The following is a 16,939-nucleotide window of genomic DNA, read 5'->3' as shown; positions in this document are numbered from 1 at the left end:
CCGCGAAGCTCGACCTCAATCCAGCATGAACAGCGCATCGTTGCTGAATTGCGCTTCGAACTGTCTGGGTGGCATCGGGCGGCCGAAGAGGTAGCCCTGGACCTCGTCACAGCCGTGTTCGCGGAGAAACTCCAGTTGCTCGTGGGTTTCCACGCCCTCGGCGATGACCGACAGGTTCAGGCTGTGCGCCATGGCGATGATGGCGCGCGCGATCTGCGCGTCCTGCTCGCCGGATGGCAGGCCGTCGACGAACGTACGGTCGATCTTCAGCACATCGATCGGGAACTGTTTGAGGTAGTTCAGCGACGAGTAACCCGTGCCGAAGTCATCCACCGCTATGCTCAAACCGAGATTTTTCAGCCCGTCGAGGATCTGCATGGCCTCGTTGACCTCACGCATCAGGATGCTTTCCGTCAGTTCCAGCTCAAGACAGGCGGGCGAAAGGCCGGTTTGCTCCAGAATCGTGGCAATGCGTTTGCCAAGCTGGCCATCCGAGAACTGCCTGGCCGAGATATTGACCGACACCTTCGGCACTCGCACCTTGGCCTGATGCCAGTGTTTTAGCTGACGACAGGCTTCGGTCAGCACCCAGTCGCCGACTTCCACCACCAGCCCGAGTTCTTCCAGCACCGGGATGAAATCATTGGGCGGGACCAGCCCACGCCGTGGATGACGCCAGCGCAGCAAGGCCTCTGCGCCCGTCAGACGCTTGCCATCACCACTGAACTGCGGTTGGTAGTAGAGAGTGAACTCCTGCTGCTCAAGGGCGTGACGCAGGTCGCTTTCCAGCTCCAGACGCTCCAGCGCCGTGGCATTCATGTTCGCCTGATAGAACTGGAAGTTGTTCTTGCCGCATTCCTTGGCGTGATACATCGCCGTGTCAGCGTTTTTCATCAACTGGCTCAGCTCTTTGCCATCCTGCGGGCTGAGGGCGATGCCGATACTGGCCGTGACGAAAAACTCGCGGCCTTCGAGCACGAACGGTGTCACCAGGCTGGTCAGAATCCGCTCGGCAACCTGAATCGCACGATTCATCGCCTCTTCACGGGTACTGCCTTGTTGCAATAGCAAGGTGAATTCGTCGCCGCCCATGCGCGCCACCGTGTCATCGGCATCGACACAGGCGAGCAGACGCGTGGCCATTTCCTGAAGCATACGGTCGCCTGCGGCATGTCCCAGCGAATCATTGATCGGCTTGAAGCGGTCCAGATCCAGAAACATCAGGCCCACCCAGCCTTGCTGGCGCTCGGCCTGTTGCAGCGCCGAGTACAGACGGTCCTGAAACAGGGTGCGATTGGGCAGGTGCGTCAACGCGTCGTAGTAGGCAAGGCGATGAATGCGATCCTCGCTGGCCTTGCGCTCACTGATATCGCTGAAAAAGCACACGTAACTCGCCAGATCACCTTCGTCATCGAGCACCGCTGTGATGCCGACCCAAGCCGGGTACTGCTCGCCATTGCGTCGTTTGAGGCGTATCTCGCCTTCCCAGGTGCCGCGTCCGCTCAATTGCCTGATGATGTAACGCACGTGCGCTTCCTGCTCTGCTTCCACCGTGAGCATGCTCGGCAACTGGTCGACCACCTGAGCGACTTCATAGCCGCTGACCCGCGTGAAGGCCTCGTTGGCCCGTACGATATAGCCCGCCGGGTCGGTGATCAGGATCGCCGAGGTCGAATGCTCGAAGACCGTGGCGGCCATGCGCAGGTCTTTTTCCGCCCGTCGCTGCTGACTGACGTCCCGGCCCACGCCGAGGATGCCCTCGAAATTATGGTGCTCATCCCAGACCAGTACCACCCGCAACTCGACCGGAATCTTGCGGCCGTCGGCGCGCAGGCAGTCGAAGAGGAACAGTCGGGTCGTGACTTCGCTGCGCAGGCTGGCCAGTTCCAGGGGTTTTTTCAGCACCTTGCGAATGCGGCTCATGAGCGCGTAGAAACCGCTCAGTTGCTGTTGAGTAGCAACGGCACCTGTCCAGCCATGTTCAAGGATCCAGTCGGGACTGTAGCCCAGGATGCTCTCCACCGAAGGGCTCACATAATTGGCTCGCAGTTGATTGTCGGTGGTAAAAATCACATCGCTGATGCTCTCGGCAAGCATGCGATAACGTTGCTCGCTGTCACGCAATGACTGACTGGACGCAACCTGATCGGTAATGTCCTTGGCAATGCCGATGATTCGGGTAACCCGGTTTTCAGCGTCCCAGGCCAGCGCCTGTTCGCGAACGTCGAAGCTGCGCCAGCGGTTTTCTCGATCACGAAAGCGCAACACGTTTTGCAGCAACTCATTGTGGCCGTAATGGCGCTGACGCAGGCGCATGTCCTGATAGGTCTTGGCGTCTTCCTGGTGCAGCAGGACCTCCCAGAAGAACTCGCCCATGGCCTGTAGTTCGGACTTGCTGTAGCCCAGTGTGTGCCCGAAATGGTGGTTGCTGTAGATCATTCGCTGGCTCAGCACATCCTGAACGTACAGGTGATCCGGCACCGTGCGCACGACGTCGGACCAGAAGCTTTCCCGGTCCTGCAGTGACAGTTCGATCTGTTTGCGGCTGGTAATGTCGCCGATGCTGAGGATCACCGCATCGGAGTCGCTGTGCACCTCGGGCAGGCGCATCACCAGCCACAAGTGTTTGTCCTGAGCGCCTGCCTGGGTGAGGCAGATTTCCAGTTCCAGCCGTGGCTGTTTGTCGAGCACTGCCTGAATCAGTTGAATGCCGATGCCGGGGCGTGCGCGCGACTCGCCCTCGATCAGCTTCTGCCACGCCCGCTCGGCGCACTCGATATTCAGCAGGGCCAGCGCCACCTCGTTGACTTCGGTGATCCGCAATTGCTGCAACAGTCTCTTCAGCGCCGTTGGTTGATTCCTGACCACGCGATCAAAGTCCTCGTCGGACTTGATCTGCAGTGCTTCCAGTTGCTCCGGCAGGCCGGACATGTCCATGACACAGATCGCAACGCCCGCACCTTCGAAAATATCCCGATAGCGGCGACGGCTTTGCTGCATCTGCCGCTGCCGGGTGCGCAGGCTGATCAGTGCGATCAACGGAAGAATCGACAACAACAGGCCGATCAGGCACTTGCTAATCAACGGCCCGAGTAGCGCCCTGCGGGTTTTGTAGGCATCGAACAGCCCGCGCAGTTGCCAGTCACTGTTGACTAGCGGCTGCAGCAGAATGGTGTCCGCCAGGCCGCTGTCGGAGTCGTTGGCAGGCATGACTTCACGCAGGATCACCCGTTGGGTTTTGCGCTGTTCCAGGCGCCACAGGTGTTGAATATCCTGGGCAGGCTGGCTGAACAGGTCTTTGAGTGCGTCCGGAGACATGCGCAACGCCCAGTAGTCTCCGCTGCTGCCTGTGCCCAGGCGAACCAGCAGATAGACCTGAGCGCCGTCATCGGTGCTGATGTAGAAATAGGGGCGGCCCAGCGCCTGCTTCATGGTGCGTTGCAGAAACTCCCCGTCGCGTGAGGCTTCAGCGCTGTCGCTGACAATGTTGCCCGCCGGGTTAAGCCGGGCGGCGCTGCGCAGTGCGGGTAATGCTGTGCGCAAGGCCGCGAGCGCGTGGGGTTGCTCCAGTTGCTCTCCGGACGACTGGGCCTCGTCCAGCAGGTTCATGGCGATCTGTGCCTTGAGCGCCATGTTCAGGGTCATCCGGTCGGAGAGCTGAACGCTGTACTCGATGCTGCGCTGACGCTGGCGCTCCTGAGTCTGGTGGAACTGCTCGATCAGTTGCCACAGCAGCAGGGCAAGCATCAGCAATACCAGCGCCGCCAGCGCACCTTTCACCGACCCACTCAGATGCCTGCCCGTACTGTTCGCAGCAACACGCGATGACGACAAATGCGTTGATGTGGGCAAATCGTTGTTCCTGAGTGCTGAACTGGAGCAGTAATGCTTTAAGCAACATAGCCGGTCCCCCGAAGGGCGGCTAGCATGCCTTTAGTTGTGGCAGAGTGCCAGCCCTGTGGGGTGTATCGTTTGCCCTGCGGGCTGCATTCGGGTAGCTTTGCGCAACGCGTGGTCTCCACCGACTCCAGCATGAGTGACTCCACTTTTTGCACTGACAACCCGGCTTTATATTCGTCTGCACTGCCCCAACCTGTTTATGCCTGGTTTTATTCAAGGCGCGGAACGGTCCTGCGGCAAGTCTCAGGGACAAATAAAAGCTTTTTTTCGGCCGGAGCTTTAAGCTCGCGTTCCAGATCGGTCCTCATCACAGACGCTAGGTTTTCATTCCATGGCTCAATACGTCTACACCATGCATCGGCTGAGCAAAGTTGTGCCGCCGAAGCGGGAAATTCTGAAAAATATCTCTCTGTCCTTCTTTCCGGGCGCCAAGATCGGCGTGCTGGGTCTCAACGGTTCGGGCAAATCCACGCTGCTGAAGATCATGGCAGGTGTCGATACCGAGTTTGACGGCGAAGCGCGTCCGATGCCGGAACTTAATGTGGGTTATCTGCCGCAAGAGCCGCAACTTGATCCGAACAAGACGGTCCGCGAAGTGGTTGAAGAGGCGGTCAGCGTCATCAAGGACGCCCAGGCCCGTCTTGATCAGGTTTACGCCGAATACGCTGAACCGGATGCAGACTTCGACAAGCTGGCCGCCGAACAGGCCAAGCTCGAGTCGATCCTGCAAGCCAGCGACGGTCACAATCTGGAGCGTCAACTGGAAGTGGCGGCCGATGCACTGCGCCTGCCGGCCTGGGACGCCAAGGTTTCGGTCCTGTCAGGTGGTGAAAAGCGGCGTGTCGCGCTATGCCGCCTGTTGCTGTCTGCACCGGACATGCTCTTGCTCGACGAACCGACCAACCACCTGGACGCCGATTCCGTCGCCTGGCTGGAGCACTTCCTGCACGACTTCCCGGGCACTGTGGTCGCGATCACGCACGACCGTTACTTCCTGGATAACGTGGCGGGCTGGATTCTGGAACTCGACCGCGGCGCGGGTATTCCTTACGAGGGCAACTATTCGGGCTGGCTTGAAGCCAAGTCTGATCGTCTGGCCCAGGAATCCAAGCAGCAGACGGCCCATGAAAAGGCCATGAAAGACGAGCTGGAGTGGGTCCGCAAGGGCGCCAAGGCGCGTCAGTCCAAATCCAAGGCGCGTCTGCAACGCTTCGAAGAAATGCAATCGCAGGAATTCCAGAAGCGCAGCGAGACCAACGAGATCTACATCCCGGCCGGTCCGCGCCTGGGTGACAAGGTGATTGAGTTCAAGAACGTCACCAAGGGTTACGGCGACCGCGTGCTGATCGACAACCTGTCGTTCTCCATGCCCAAGGGCGCCATCGTGGGCGTAATCGGCGGTAACGGTGCCGGTAAATCGACCCTGTTCCGCATGCTGATGGGCAAGGAACAGCCGGATTCCGGCAGCATCGAAGTCGGCGAAACCGTGCAGCTGGCCTGTGTGGACCAGAGTCGTGATGATCTGGATGGCAGCAAGTCGGTGTTCCAGGCCGTTTCCGACGGGTCCGATGTGATCCGCATCGGCAACTATGAAATCCCGTCGCGTACCTATGTCGGTCGTTTCAACTTCAAGGGTGGCGATCAGCAGAAATTCGTCAAGGACCTGTCCGGTGGTGAGCGCGGTCGTCTGCACCTGGCGTTGACGTTGAAAGAGGGCGGTAATGTCTTGCTGCTCGACGAACCGTCCAACGACCTCGACGTTGAAACCCTGCGTTCGCTGGAGGAAGCGCTGCTGGACTTCCCGGGCGCTGCCATTGTGATCTCTCACGATCGGTGGTTCCTTGACCGTGTGGCTACGCACATTCTGGCGTACGAAGATGACTCGCAAGCGATCTTCTTCGAAGGCAACTACACCGAATACGAAGCCGATCGTAAAAAGCGTCTGGGCGAAGCGGCGGCTCAACCGCACCGCGTGCGTCACAAAAAGCTGGCCTGATCAGCTTTCAGGCATGCGCCGTTCCTGACCGGGAACGGCGCTGTCGCCGACAGCTCACTCGTCGGTTTCGATCAGCAACACTTCGATCGACAAATCCCCCGCCGGACGTTGCCACACCACTTCGTCGCCTTTCCGGGCGCCGATCAATGCGCGGCCCAGTGGCGATCCCCAGTTGATCAGCCCGTTGGCGGCATCGGCCTGATCCTCGCCGACCAGATGCACCCGCTGCTGGTTGTCGTCTTCATCGGCAAACGTGACCCGACTGCCAATCTGAACTTTCTCGGTCGACACCGCTGCAGCAACGACCTGCGCGCTTTGCAGGCGCTGGTTGAAATAGCGTAAATCGCGTTCAAGGTCAGCCAGGCGCTGTTTGTCGGCGTCATCACCCAAGGCGCTTTGCGCGCTGTGTTGGGCTTGCAGATTACGCACTTGCTCTTGCAACAGCTCCAGGCCGCGGGCTGTCACATAGTTGGTCTGTGCGCTGACCAGGCGTTCTATCGGCTGCTCGGCGTCGGCAGCGGCGTTGTCTTCGTTTACGAATGCGCGACTCATGAAGTGTCCTCCCTAATAGGCGTTAGGCCACGAAAGGGCGGCATTGGTTTCGTCGGATTTGCGGTGTGCCTGCGAGGTGCCTGCGCGTCAGTTCGGACGGTAAGCCTTAGCGGCGCTACGGGTTTTTTCCCGTTCCCAGTCGCGATCACGGTCATTGAAAATCTGCCCGGGGTCGAAGCGGTCACGATTGTTCTGGGCGGCCTGGCACTGACGAAAGCCATCGGTCCAGCCTTCGGCGTAGAGCTTTTCCTTCAGGTAGCGGGGCACGTTCTTCTTGAAAAGCCCGGTGCTGGCGCCCGCGGCTTCCCGACCGCTGCCACAGCCATCCTGATAACCGTCAGCAAAGCCGGGTGGGTATCCCTCGGCCAGCATCTGGTCACGGGTGGACTGACAACCCGCCAGCACGATGGCCAGCGACAACAACAGCCAATACCGCTTCATGGTGGTTTCCTCTACTTATTAGAGGAGTCTAGAAGGTAATTTGTGAGTTATTTGTAAAAGCGACGTAGGTAATAGGTGATGTCATCGTGCTTTCATTGGCTGGCCCGATGAAAGCGGTTTCTGAAACCTGATTAATAGTGATACCACTTCACTTCAAGCATCACTTCGTTCTGCGGCGAGCTCATCTGGCTGAATTCGCGTTGGGCGCTCAGACGCAGGCCGAGGTTGCGGGAAAGCTCCCATTGCTGATTGAGGCTGACGCTGCGGCGCACTTCACCGTTGGTGAAATAGTCGCCCTTGGCCTCCAGGCTCAGATTGCCAAGCGGATTGCGCCAGAGCACGCCGGTGTTAAAGCCGGCAGCGGGGGAGACGAATTCGGCAAAGTCATTATTGTGCTCGATACGCACCGTACCCAGCGCAAAGCCCAGCACTTCGTCACCCAGTTGCCAGGTTCCACCGCCGCCGCCATTCACATGACTGACGAGGTTTTCGTCACCATGCTTGCCGAGTACGCGTTCGAGTCCACCAGTGACCTGCCATGACCAGGGTTTCAGCAGTTCGGTACGCGGTGTCAGCGAACGAATGGTGGCCAGATCCAGCTGCTGCACCTGCCAGTCGTTGCCTTCGTATTGGCGCACCTTGAGCTGAAGAATCTCGATCTGCGCGCCCAGCGGGAAGCCGTAGGCGTTGTCGTTCAGATCGTGATAAGCCATGCGCAAGCCGTATTCGGCAAACGCCTTGTCGCCTCGTGTACCTGCCCCCAATTGCCAGGTGCGCGATTCATGGCCTTCTTCCGGCAGGCCGGGGCGCGGAATGTCGAGTTGTGGCGGCGGATTCTGGTTGATGGCCTGCAACAGTTCAAAACTGCGTTGCGAGCGCTGGGCATCGCGCTCAAGACCGTTGGCGCGATAACGTTCCAGACGATAGGCCGCGTCCTGAATCAGTGCCCGGCGTTCTTTCGGCAAGGCCAGGTACTGGCTGTCCTGCAGCTGCTTCTGATCGGCGCTGACCTTCAATACCCACTGCTGCTCGTCGGCATCAAGGGGCGCGGCACGGCTCAGCAACTCGCGCTCGCGTGACGGACGATAGTCGATCTTCTCGACCAGCCCGGCGGCCTTGATGGCTTTGACGGTGTCGGTCGGGATTGCAGTCAGCCCGAACTGTTCGGTGAGGCGCAGCCCCGGTCGGGCAACCTGCAGCAATTCCAGCAAGCGATAGGAGCAGTTTTCATCAAAGAAGAAGTAGCTGAAGCGGATCTGCTTGAGCTCCCAAACGTGTTCGACCATACGCCCGGTTTCTTCCGGGGTCAGGTTCAGCCGGTATTCCCACAGGTCGCGGTTTTCCAGGCTGCGGTATTCCGAGAGTTTTTCCTGATAGGGCACCAGTGCAAACAAACCCGGATAGCCGCCGGCCAGGCCTTTCCAGGCGTACAAAATGCTGTTGTCCATGCCTTCGATGTAGGCACCGAAGTTAATCGCATAGCTCAACAGTGTGGTGTTGTTGGTTTTCGCGCTGGCCGGATCGATGCGCAGCAGCGTGTGGCCGAACATGGAAGACGGGCTGTTCAGGTAGGCCGCCGGAAAGATCAGCACGGTGCTGTCCGGGGCCACGTCCTTGTACCAGGCCTTGAATTCCTTGCAGTCCGGCGTCGGCAGGTCAGTCAGGTGCAACTGATCGCGCAGCCAGCGGGTGCGCGCCGGGTACACACACTGTGGATGGGTCTGTTCGTTGGTGACAGGTGTGTAGATGGCCTTAAGTGTGGCGCTCAGTTCCGCCTTCGGGTCGTGTGCACCGTCGGCAGCGAGAAAGAATTTGGGATCGGTCACGTAGCTGCGCCAGCCGCCAAGCTTGCCAGCCTCGTAGTGGCCCAGGGAAATCCAGAACGGCTCGTTGGCCAATTGCTGCAAACGGTCAGCGCTCGGGTGGGGAGCCGCAGACAAGGGGGCACAGACAAACAGCGCCAGCGATACAAGACGTTTGAGCATAGAGGGCAGGCAACTAGTCAGGGGAAGTCAGAAGCAGTCAGGGAAACAGATCCCGCCCTTTGCGAAGAAAGGGCGGGCGAACAACTTTAAGCCTGGGTAGCGTACTTGGCCAGAGTCGGGTCGTTTTTCAGAACGTTGACGGTGTTGGTGTGAACGTCTTCAGCCGTGGCGTCGGCCTTGCTGAAAATTTGCGAGAAGTGTTCGTGAGTGACGGCCGCGAAGTGCTCGCGATCTTCTGGAGCAACGCCCAGTACCACGGCGTAGGTCGTCAGTGCTTCGCCCTGACCCATTGCCATGTCCTTGGAGAGTTCATCCATCATGCCGTTCATGGCAAGCCAGGATTTGCCGCCGTAGGTCAGTGCGCCGTTGGTCGAGCAACCATTGGTGCCGGAGGTCATGCCGAAGGTAGCGTTACCCGAGGTGCCGTTGGTGGTTGAAGCCAGGAAGTGAGCTGGCGTACCGCGCTGGCCTTCAAACAACATATTGCCCCAACCGCAGTCAGGACCACCTGGGGCTTGAGCCATAGCGTTGATGGATACAGCGGCGAAGAGCGTACCAAGAAGAATCCGTTTCATAGCTTTTTCTCTTTTTAGTTCAGCCAAGGGTCGAGTTTCTTGAGTATCTACATCAAGACAGCTGGTCATCTTATAACCACCTGTTTCATTTGGAGCCTGGGCGGGTTCCAAGGGTTCCGTCATTTGTCGCAGATTATTACCCGCCATTACTTTTTAGCAGGTGTTGTCGGCAGCGTTCAAGACGTTAAAAAACATTCGGGCTTTTCCTGCCTTGCAAGTCGTGTGCGGCGAGCGCCAGAATGCCGACATCTGCCCCGCCTGATGTAAGGATTACTGATGCCCGATTCTGTCGCAGCCAACCTACGCCTGGCGCCACATGCGCTGACCCGTCCGTTTTCCGCTGAACAGTTCAGCTTTTCGACCACCAATGATCTTGAACCCTTTCGCGGAGTACTTGGCCAGGAGCGTGCCGTCGAGGCCTTGCAGTTCGGCGTTGCCATGCCGCGTCCCGGTTACAATGTGTTCGTCATGGGCGAGCCCGGCACCGGCCGTTTTTCGTTCGTCAAACGTTACCTCAAGGCCGAAGCCAAGCGGATGCAGACGCCGTCCGACTGGGTCTATGTCAATAATTTCGATGAGCCGCGCGAGCCCAAGGCGCTGGAATTGCCGCCGGGCAGCGCGCAGTCCTTCATGGCCGATATCAATGGCCTGATCGACAACCTGCTGGTGACGTTCCCTGCTGTGTTCGAGCACCCGTCCTATCAGCAGAAGAAAAGCTCGATCGATCGGGCTTTCAATCAGCGTTATGACCGGGCACTGGATGTCATCGAGCGCCTGTCGCTGGAGAAGGACATTGCGCTGTATCGCGACAGTTCCAACATCGCTTTCACGCCGATGGCCGATGGCAAGGCGCTGGACGAGGCCGAGTTTTCGCAACTGCCCGAGGCAGATCGCGAGCGTTTCCATGACGACATTTCTGCCCTTGAGGAGCGCCTCAACGAAGAGTTGGCCAGCCTGCCGCAATGGAAGCGCGAGTCGAGCAATCAGCTGCGGCAGTTGAACGAAGAAACCATCACCCTGACCTTGCAACCGCTGCTGGCGCCGCTGTCGGAAAAGTACGCCGAAAACGCTGCAGTCTGCGCGTATCTGCAAGCCATGCAGGTGTATCTGCTCAAAACGGTGGTCGAGCAACTGGTCGATGACGCCAAGACCGACGCCCAGGCGCGTAAAGTGCTGGAAGAACAGTACAGCCCGAGTCTGGTCGTCGGGCATACCCACGACGGCGGCGCACCGGTGGTTTTCGAGCAGCACCCCACGTACGACAATCTGTTCGGGCGCATTGAATACAGCACCGATCAGGGAGCGCTTTACACTACTTATCGGCAGTTGCGCCCCGGTGCCTTGCACCGTGCCAATGGTGGCTTCCTGATTCTGGAAGCGGAGAAGATGCTCAGCGAGCCGTTCGTCTGGGATGCGCTCAAGCGCACGCTGCAATCGCGCAAGCTGAAGATGGAGTCGCCCTTGGGCGAGCTGGGCCGTGTGGCGACCGTCTCGCTGACGCCGCAGGTCATTCCGTGGAGCGTCAAGATCGTCATCATTGGTTCGCGCTCGCTGTATTACACGCTGCAAGACCTTGATCCTGACTTTCAGGAGATGTTTCGGGTGCTGGTCGATTTCGACGAAGAAATCCCGATGGTCGACGAAACCCTGGAGCAGTTCGCGCAGTTGCTGAAAACCCGTACGTCCGAAGAGGGCATGGCGCCGCTTACGGCCGACGCCGTGGCGCGGCTGGCGACCTATAGCGCTCGCCTGGCCGAACATCAGGGGCGTTTGTCGGCGCGTATCGGTGACCTGTTCCAGTTGGTCAGTGAGGCGGACTTCATTCGTCAACTGGCCAACGATCATCAGACTGACGCCGGGCATATCGAGCGTGCTCTGAAAGCCAAGGCCACGCGTACCGGGCGGGTCTCGGCACGAATTCTCGATGACATGATGGCGGGCGTGATCCTGATTGATACCGATGGCGCCGCGGTCGGCAAATGCAACGGCCTGACGGTTCTGGAGGTTGGTGATTCAGCCTTCGGCGTTCCGGCGCGTATTTCGGCGACCGTCTATCCCGGTGGCAGCGGGATTGTCGACATCGAGCGCGAAGTCAACCTTGGGCAGCCGATCCACTCCAAGGGCGTGATGATCCTCACCGGTTATCTGGGCAGCCGCTACGCTCAGGAATTCCCGCTGGCGATTTCCGCGAGCATTGCGCTTGAGCAATCCTACGGTTACGTGGACGGCGACAGCGCGTCGCTGGGCGAAGCCTGCACGCTGATCTCGGCGCTGTCACGCACGCCGCTCAAGCAGTGCTTCGCAATCACCGGGTCCATCAACCAGTTTGGTGAGGTGCAGGCGGTGGGCGGGGTCAACGAGAAGATCGAAGGCTTCTTCCGGCTTTGTGAGGCGCGTGGGCTGACGGGTGAGCAGGGCGCAATTATCCCGCACGCCAACGTCACCACGCTGATGCTCGATGAGCGTTTGGTGCAGGCGGTGCGCGACGGTCAATTCCATATCTACGCAGTTCGTCAGGCAGATGAGGCCTTGAGCCTGCTGGTCGGCGAGCCTGCGGGTGCGCCGGACGAGAACGGCGAATTTCCCGAGGGCAGCGTCAACGCTCGGGTGGTGGAGCGTCTGCGGGACATTGCGGAAATGCTCAGCGACGAAGATCTCAAGGAAGAACTGGAAAAAGAGCCCGCGCAGTTGCAGCCGGAACTCAAGCTCTGACAGCCGTGTGAATCGGGCCGGGTGGCAAACAGGTCGCCAGGCCCCGTTCATCAGTGATGTTTCGCGTAGTGCAGTTTTCCTCTAGTCTTGGCTGTGACCGCCGTGGCCTTGAGGATTGGTGCATATTCTGCTTCGAGAGAAGCTGGATATCGGTACTGATCAGGAGCGCATTATGCAGCGTAGCCTTTGCCTTACCCGAGAATGTCTGGGGCTGATGACCCGTATTGAATGTGTCATTCGGCCGCTTCCTTGTGACAGCAACCGATGGATGCTGTTGTTTGCCGCTGGCATGGCTGATGAGCAGCCGTCTGCCATCAAGGCCCAGGGGCCGTTCAATGGTCAGCCTTCTGCGCAGTCAGTGCTGACCTCCATTACTGAAAGCCTGTCGCTGCACGGCTATCGATCTACAGACAATATTTCGATCTGGTCCCTGCATATGCAGGCCGAACTGCGGCGCATCAATAGCGATATGTCGCTTTGCCAGCGATCATCGCAGTTCTGATCATTCGCCGGCCTGTATTCCGAAATCATGGTGATGTGCCAAGTGCGATATTTTGTCGCATCGTCAGAGCCGCGCTTCCCCGCTGATATACTCGCCCGTCCTTTCAAAACACCTTGCGAGTTTCAATGGAACGTTTTTTTGAAAATGCCATGTACGCATCGCGCTGGCTGCTGGCGCCGATCTATTTCGGTCTTTCCCTTGGCCTGCTGGCGTTGTGTCTCAAATTCTTCCAGGAAGTCTTTCACGTCATTCCCAACATTTTTTCGCTTGCCGAAGCCGATCTGATTCTGGTGCTGCTGTCGTTGATCGACATGGCGCTGGTCGGTGGCTTGCTGGTGATGGTGATGATTTCCGGCTATGAGAACTTCGTCTCGCAACTGGACATCGATGAGGACAAGGAAAAGCTCAACTGGCTGGGGACCATGGACTCGTCTTCGCTGAAGATGAAAGTCGCGGCCTCCATCGTGGCGATTTCCTCTATTCACCTGCTGCGGGTGTTCATGGATGCCACCAACATCAAGCCGGAATACCTGATGTGGTACGTGATTATCCACATGACTTTCGTGATATCGGCATTTGCGATGGGCTATCTGGACAAACTGACCAAGCACGAGCATTGAGGCCTGACCCGGCCGCCCGCTGTGCGATGGCCTGTCAGGTCTGAAAGGGCACGCAGCCGCTTTCTGGCATGTTGTCCGGCGATGCGGTAAAAAGTCCATTCCGATGCTTAACATGCAGCGCAGGAGGTTCGATCATGAATTATCAGGAATTGGCCAGCCATGCCCAGGCCGGGCGGGTCGAGGAGTTGAACCTGATTTCCCTTGAAGGCGGTATTTATCTGCTGGATGTGCGTATGAATGGCACCTCGGTGATGCTCAAGGACCCGGCAGGCAAGACCCTGCACCTGCGTTCGGTGGAGCACGCGAGGGATATGCTGAAGGATTTTCCGGTGGTGCCGTTTTATCTGGTGCATTGCGTCGTGCATGACGAGCTGTGTGGTATGCCGGTCAACGATCGCTCGGAGATGCGCATGCCGATCTCTTTTCACTCCTCATGGTCCTGACAGTCAGCGTTCGATCGCTGCTGTGATAGGGCTCGTCCGGCCAACTGTGCTAGGCTGCTCGGCCTTTTGGTTCGGGGCGCATCAGGGTACATCGTGGTGACCGTTGAGGTTTTACGCGATTACCGACTGCGTGCCCCTTTGCGGAGCAGTGTCATGTCCGAAGTCAATCTGTCCACCGACGAAACCCGCGTCAGCTACGGCATTGGCCGTCAGTTGGGCGACCAGTTGCGCGACAACCCGCCACCGGGCGTTGATCTGGAAGCCATCGTTGCAGGTCTGCGCGATGCCTTTGGCGGTCAGCCAAGCCGTGTCGGTCAGGAAGAAATGTCCGCCAGCTTCAAGGTCATCCGTGAAATCATGCAGGCCGAAGCGGCTGCCAAGGCTGAACAGGCTGCTGGCGCTGGCAAGGCTTATCTGGCTGAAAATGCCAAGCGCGAAGGCGTGACCACTCTGGCGTCGGGTCTTCAGTTTGAAGTGCTGACCGCTGGTGAAGGCGCCAAGCCAACCCGTGAGGACCAGGTACGCGTTCATTACCACGGCACGCTGATCGACGGCAATGTGTTCGACAGCTCCTACGATCGTGGCGAGCCGGCCGAATTCCCGGTCAGCGGCGTGATCGCTGGCTGGACCGAAGCACTGCAATTGATGAACGCTGGCAGCAAATGGCGTCTGTACGTGCCGAGCGAACTGGCTTACGGCGCGCAGGGCGTTGGCAGCATCGCACCGCACAGCGTGCTGGTGTTTGATGTGGAACTGCTCGACGTTCTGTAATCGACCCGTTCGGTACAGAAGGTCGCTGAACGAATCGAGCTGATTCGTTCAGCGGCGGGGTTGTGCTGATGCTTCATGCTCAGTGCAACTCACCCATGGGGCGCAACGCCCGCGCATAACAGAATAGAAACAGATTGCGCACCATCTCCTTGAGCACCAGCGGCTCGCTCGAACTCAGACTGTAAACGTCCAGGTCTCCCTGATCACGCAACTCCTCCAGAGCTTCCTCTTCCAGAACGGCACACACCTCGCCGGTCTCGCGGTGCAGAATTCTCAGGTAAGGGTGGGGGCGGTCCAGCCATGCATCGATCAAATAAGTCATGTCTCATCTCCTGTGTTCGGTTAGATGAGAATAATTCCTATTGGAATAATAGCAAGGCACTATTGAGATTAATTCTCATTTTGTGCTGGATGGTTGATTCAGGTCAGTTTATGTCAGGTAAAAGAAAGCCCGTCACACTGGACGGGCTTCTGGTTGCAACTGCATGCGATCAGTGCGTGCGGGCGACCGCAAACTCACTCAGCTCGACCAGTGCATCGCGGTATTCGCTGGGCGGAAGGGCTTCAAGGCAGGCAATGGCGCGCGCGGCATAGTCGCGGGCCAGGCGTGCGGTGTAATCCAGCGCACCGGCGCTTTCCACGGCATTGCGGATGCTTTCCAGATCTTCCAGGCCACCTTTCTGAATAGCCTGACGAACCAGCGCGGCTTGCTCGGGGCTGCCTTCGCGCATGGTGTAGATCAGCGGCAGGGTAGGCTTGCCTTCGGCCAGATCGTCACCAACGTTCTTGCCCAGCGTTTCGGCATCACCGAGGTAGTCGAGCAGATCGTCAACCAGCTGGAAGGCCACACCCAGGTGATCGCCGAAGGTGCGCAAGGCTTCAGTCTGCGTGTCAGAGGCATTGCACAGGGCGGCGGCGCTGTGGGTCGAGGCTTCGAACAGCATGGCTGTCTTGCCGCGAATCACTTCCATATACGTTTCTTCGGTGGTGCTGGCGTCGCGGATCTTGGAGAGTTGCAGGACTTCGCCCTCGGCAATCACGCGGGTTGCCTTGGAAAGAATTCTCATGACGTCCATCGAACCCAGCTCGACCATCATTTCGAACGAGCGGGAATAAAGGAAGTCGCCGACCAGCACGCTGGGCGCGTTGCCCCACAGTGCGTTGGCGGTAGAGCGCCCACGACGCATGCCGGACATGTCAACGACATCGTCGTGCAGCAGCGTGGCGGTGTGCAGGAACTCGATGGTGGCGGCCAGCAGGCGAACATCGTCGCCTTCACGGCCCAGGGCCTTGCCACACAACAGCACCAGCAGCGGACGCAGGCGTTTGCCGCCGGCCGACGTGATGTAATCGCCGATCTTGGAAACCAGCGGTACGCGCGACGTCAGTTGCTTTTTGATGATAAGGTCAACGGCACTAAAGTCGTCCGCCACCGTGCGGTAGAAGGCTTGGGGTTGCATCAGCGACACGTGCTCCGGATAGGTTGCGCCGCATGCTAGGTTGCGGGCTAGAGCGTGTCAAGGTATGACGACCCGCCTCTTGCAACCCATGATTGCCTTGCGTACAATCGCGCACCCTAACTTTCCTGGGCAGCACCTGCCTTACGCAATGCAAACGGGCCGTTCCAGCCCCATGCAGCCATGCCAGCCAATACTCTTCTTATAAAGAGCTGGGTGAGCAGGATTTTCGGAGAAATACCATGTACGCAGTAATTGTTACCGGTGGCAAGCAGTACAAAGTCGCCCCAGGTGAATACCTGAAAATTGAAAAACTGGAAATCGCTACTGGCGAATCCGTCACTTTCGACCGCGTTCTGCTGGTTGGCAATGGCGACGACGTCAACATCGGTGCTCCGGTTGTTGCTGGCGCCACTGTTGTGGCTGAAGTGATCTCGCAAGGTCGTCACGACAAGGTTCGTATCATCAAGTTCCGTCGTCGTAAGCACCACATGAAGCGCATGGGCCACCGCCAGTGGTACACCGAGATCAAAATTACAGGTATTCAGGCTTAATTCAGCCTAATCCTCATTTGGAGAATTGACTCATGGCTCACAAAAAAGCTGGTGGTAGTACCCGTAACGGGCGCGACTCAGAAGCCAAACGCCTTGGCGTGAAGATGTATGGCGGCCAGGCTATCATCCCTGGCAACATCATCGTGCGTCAGCGCGGTACCCAATTCCACGCTGGCTACGGCGTTGGCATGGGCAAGGATCACACCCTGTTCGCGAAAGTGGAAGGCGTGATCAAGTTTCAAGTCAAGGGCGCCTTCGGTCGCCGCTACGTGAGCATCGTTCCGAAGACTGAAGTCTCCGCAGCGTAATCACGCAGTTGCTTAAAAGCCCTGTCTTGCGACGGGGCTTTTTTGTTTGTAGAGGTAGAGAGGCAGGTGAGTCTCTTGCAAAACTGTTTGTGCGGGCTGTTGTGATGTTGACCCCTGGGGTCG

General features: G+C 58.4%; 15 protein-coding genes. 8 read left to right on the top strand and 7 right to left on the bottom strand.

From position 1 onward, the window contains the following. Window positions 1-15: 15 nt before the first annotated feature. Complete coding sequence (locus tag N018_RS21710) at window positions 16-3,852, bottom strand: bifunctional diguanylate cyclase/phosphodiesterase (RefSeq protein ID WP_025390716.1); 3,837 nt, start codon at window positions 3,850-3,852, stop codon at window positions 16-18. Between the two features lie 379 nt (window positions 3,853-4,231). Between N018_RS21710 and ettA the strand changes: the two genes are divergently transcribed. Then, window positions 4,232-5,896: an energy-dependent translational throttle protein EttA gene (gene ettA / locus N018_RS21705; RefSeq protein WP_003399986.1), complete on the top strand. Its 1,665-nt coding sequence runs from the start codon at window positions 4,232-4,234 to the stop codon at window positions 5,894-5,896. Window positions 5,897-5,950: 54 nt separating this feature from the next. Here the strand turns inward: ettA and N018_RS21700 are convergent, their stop codons facing one another. The 4 genes from N018_RS21700 to N018_RS21685 form a co-directional block, all read right to left on the bottom strand. Then, window positions 5,951-6,448 (bottom strand): GreA/GreB family elongation factor, encoded by a 498-nt coding sequence (locus N018_RS21700; protein WP_024647407.1) that lies wholly within the window; start codon window positions 6,446-6,448, stop codon window positions 5,951-5,953. An 87-nt stretch (window positions 6,449-6,535) separates the two neighbouring features. Continuing rightward, entirely contained in the window at window positions 6,536-6,889 is a 354-nt protein-coding gene (locus N018_RS21695; RefSeq protein ID WP_024647408.1) for a lipoprotein, read from the bottom strand. A 131-nt stretch (window positions 6,890-7,020) separates the two neighbouring features. Next, the gene (locus N018_RS21690; RefSeq protein WP_025390715.1) at window positions 7,021-8,874 is read right to left on the bottom strand and encodes an Lnb N-terminal periplasmic domain-containing protein; all 1,854 of its coding nucleotides are present in this window, start codon (window positions 8,872-8,874) and stop codon (window positions 7,021-7,023) included. A gap of 86 nt (window positions 8,875-8,960) precedes the next feature. Next, complete coding sequence (locus N018_RS21685; RefSeq protein ID WP_002555221.1) at window positions 8,961-9,449, bottom strand: DUF3015 domain-containing protein; 489 nt, start codon at window positions 9,447-9,449, stop codon at window positions 8,961-8,963. Window positions 9,450-9,725: 276 nt separating this feature from the next. Here N018_RS21685 and N018_RS21680 point away from each other — a divergent pair, with 276 nt between their 5' ends. The 5 genes from N018_RS21680 to N018_RS21660 all read left to right on the top strand — a co-directional run bounded on the left by N018_RS21680 (window position 9,726) and on the right by N018_RS21660 (window position 14,497). Further along, window positions 9,726-12,161 (top strand): Lon protease family protein, encoded by a 2,436-nt coding sequence (locus N018_RS21680; protein WP_025390714.1) that lies wholly within the window; start codon window positions 9,726-9,728, stop codon window positions 12,159-12,161. A 172-nt stretch (window positions 12,162-12,333) separates the two neighbouring features. Next, on the top strand, window positions 12,334-12,663 hold the full coding sequence (locus N018_RS21675; RefSeq protein WP_024647411.1) for a hypothetical protein: 330 nt from the start codon (window positions 12,334-12,336) through the stop codon (window positions 12,661-12,663). A 125-nt stretch (window positions 12,664-12,788) separates the two neighbouring features. Next, entirely contained in the window at window positions 12,789-13,283 is a 495-nt protein-coding gene (locus N018_RS21670) for a TIGR00645 family protein (RefSeq protein WP_024647412.1), read from the top strand. 134 nt (window positions 13,284-13,417) lie between these two features. Further along, complete coding sequence (locus N018_RS21665; protein WP_024647413.1) at window positions 13,418-13,726, top strand: DUF6482 family protein; 309 nt, start codon at window positions 13,418-13,420, stop codon at window positions 13,724-13,726. Between the two features lie 153 nt (window positions 13,727-13,879). Beyond that, window positions 13,880-14,497, top strand: coding sequence for an FKBP-type peptidyl-prolyl cis-trans isomerase (locus tag N018_RS21660; protein WP_024647414.1), 618 nt, complete (start codon window positions 13,880-13,882; stop codon window positions 14,495-14,497). A gap of 79 nt (window positions 14,498-14,576) precedes the next feature. Here the strand turns inward: N018_RS21660 and N018_RS21655 are convergent, their stop codons facing one another. Together N018_RS21655 and N018_RS21650 are read right to left on the bottom strand one after the other, a co-directional pair. Beyond that, a complete protein-coding gene (locus tag N018_RS21655; RefSeq protein ID WP_024647415.1) occupies window positions 14,577-14,819 on the bottom strand; it encodes a PA4570 family protein in 243 nt (80 codons plus the stop codon). Between the two features lie 169 nt (window positions 14,820-14,988). After that, window positions 14,989-15,957, bottom strand: a complete 969-nt coding sequence (locus tag N018_RS21650; RefSeq protein WP_024647416.1) for a polyprenyl synthetase family protein — start codon at window positions 15,955-15,957, stop codon at window positions 14,989-14,991. Window positions 15,958-16,196: 239 nt separating this feature from the next. Here N018_RS21650 and rplU point away from each other — a divergent pair, with 239 nt between their 5' ends. Then, window positions 16,197-16,508 carry a 50S ribosomal protein L21 gene (gene rplU / locus N018_RS21645; protein ID WP_003381306.1) on the top strand — a complete coding sequence of 104 codons (312 nt, stop codon included), beginning with the start codon at window positions 16,197-16,199 and terminating at the stop codon, window positions 16,506-16,508. Window positions 16,509-16,540: 32 nt separating this feature from the next. After that, window positions 16,541-16,816 (top strand): 50S ribosomal protein L27, encoded by a 276-nt coding sequence (gene rpmA / locus N018_RS21640; RefSeq protein ID WP_002551972.1) that lies wholly within the window; start codon window positions 16,541-16,543, stop codon window positions 16,814-16,816. Window positions 16,817-16,939: the final 123 nt, after the last annotated feature.

The sequence above is a fragment of the Pseudomonas syringae CC1557 genome, assembly GCF_000452705.1.
In the GTDB taxonomy this organism is placed as follows: domain Bacteria; phylum Pseudomonadota; class Gammaproteobacteria; order Pseudomonadales; family Pseudomonadaceae; genus Aquipseudomonas; species Aquipseudomonas syringae_F.
Note: the sequence above shows the minus strand (reverse complement) of the source record. Positions and strands in the feature narration are given on the sequence as shown.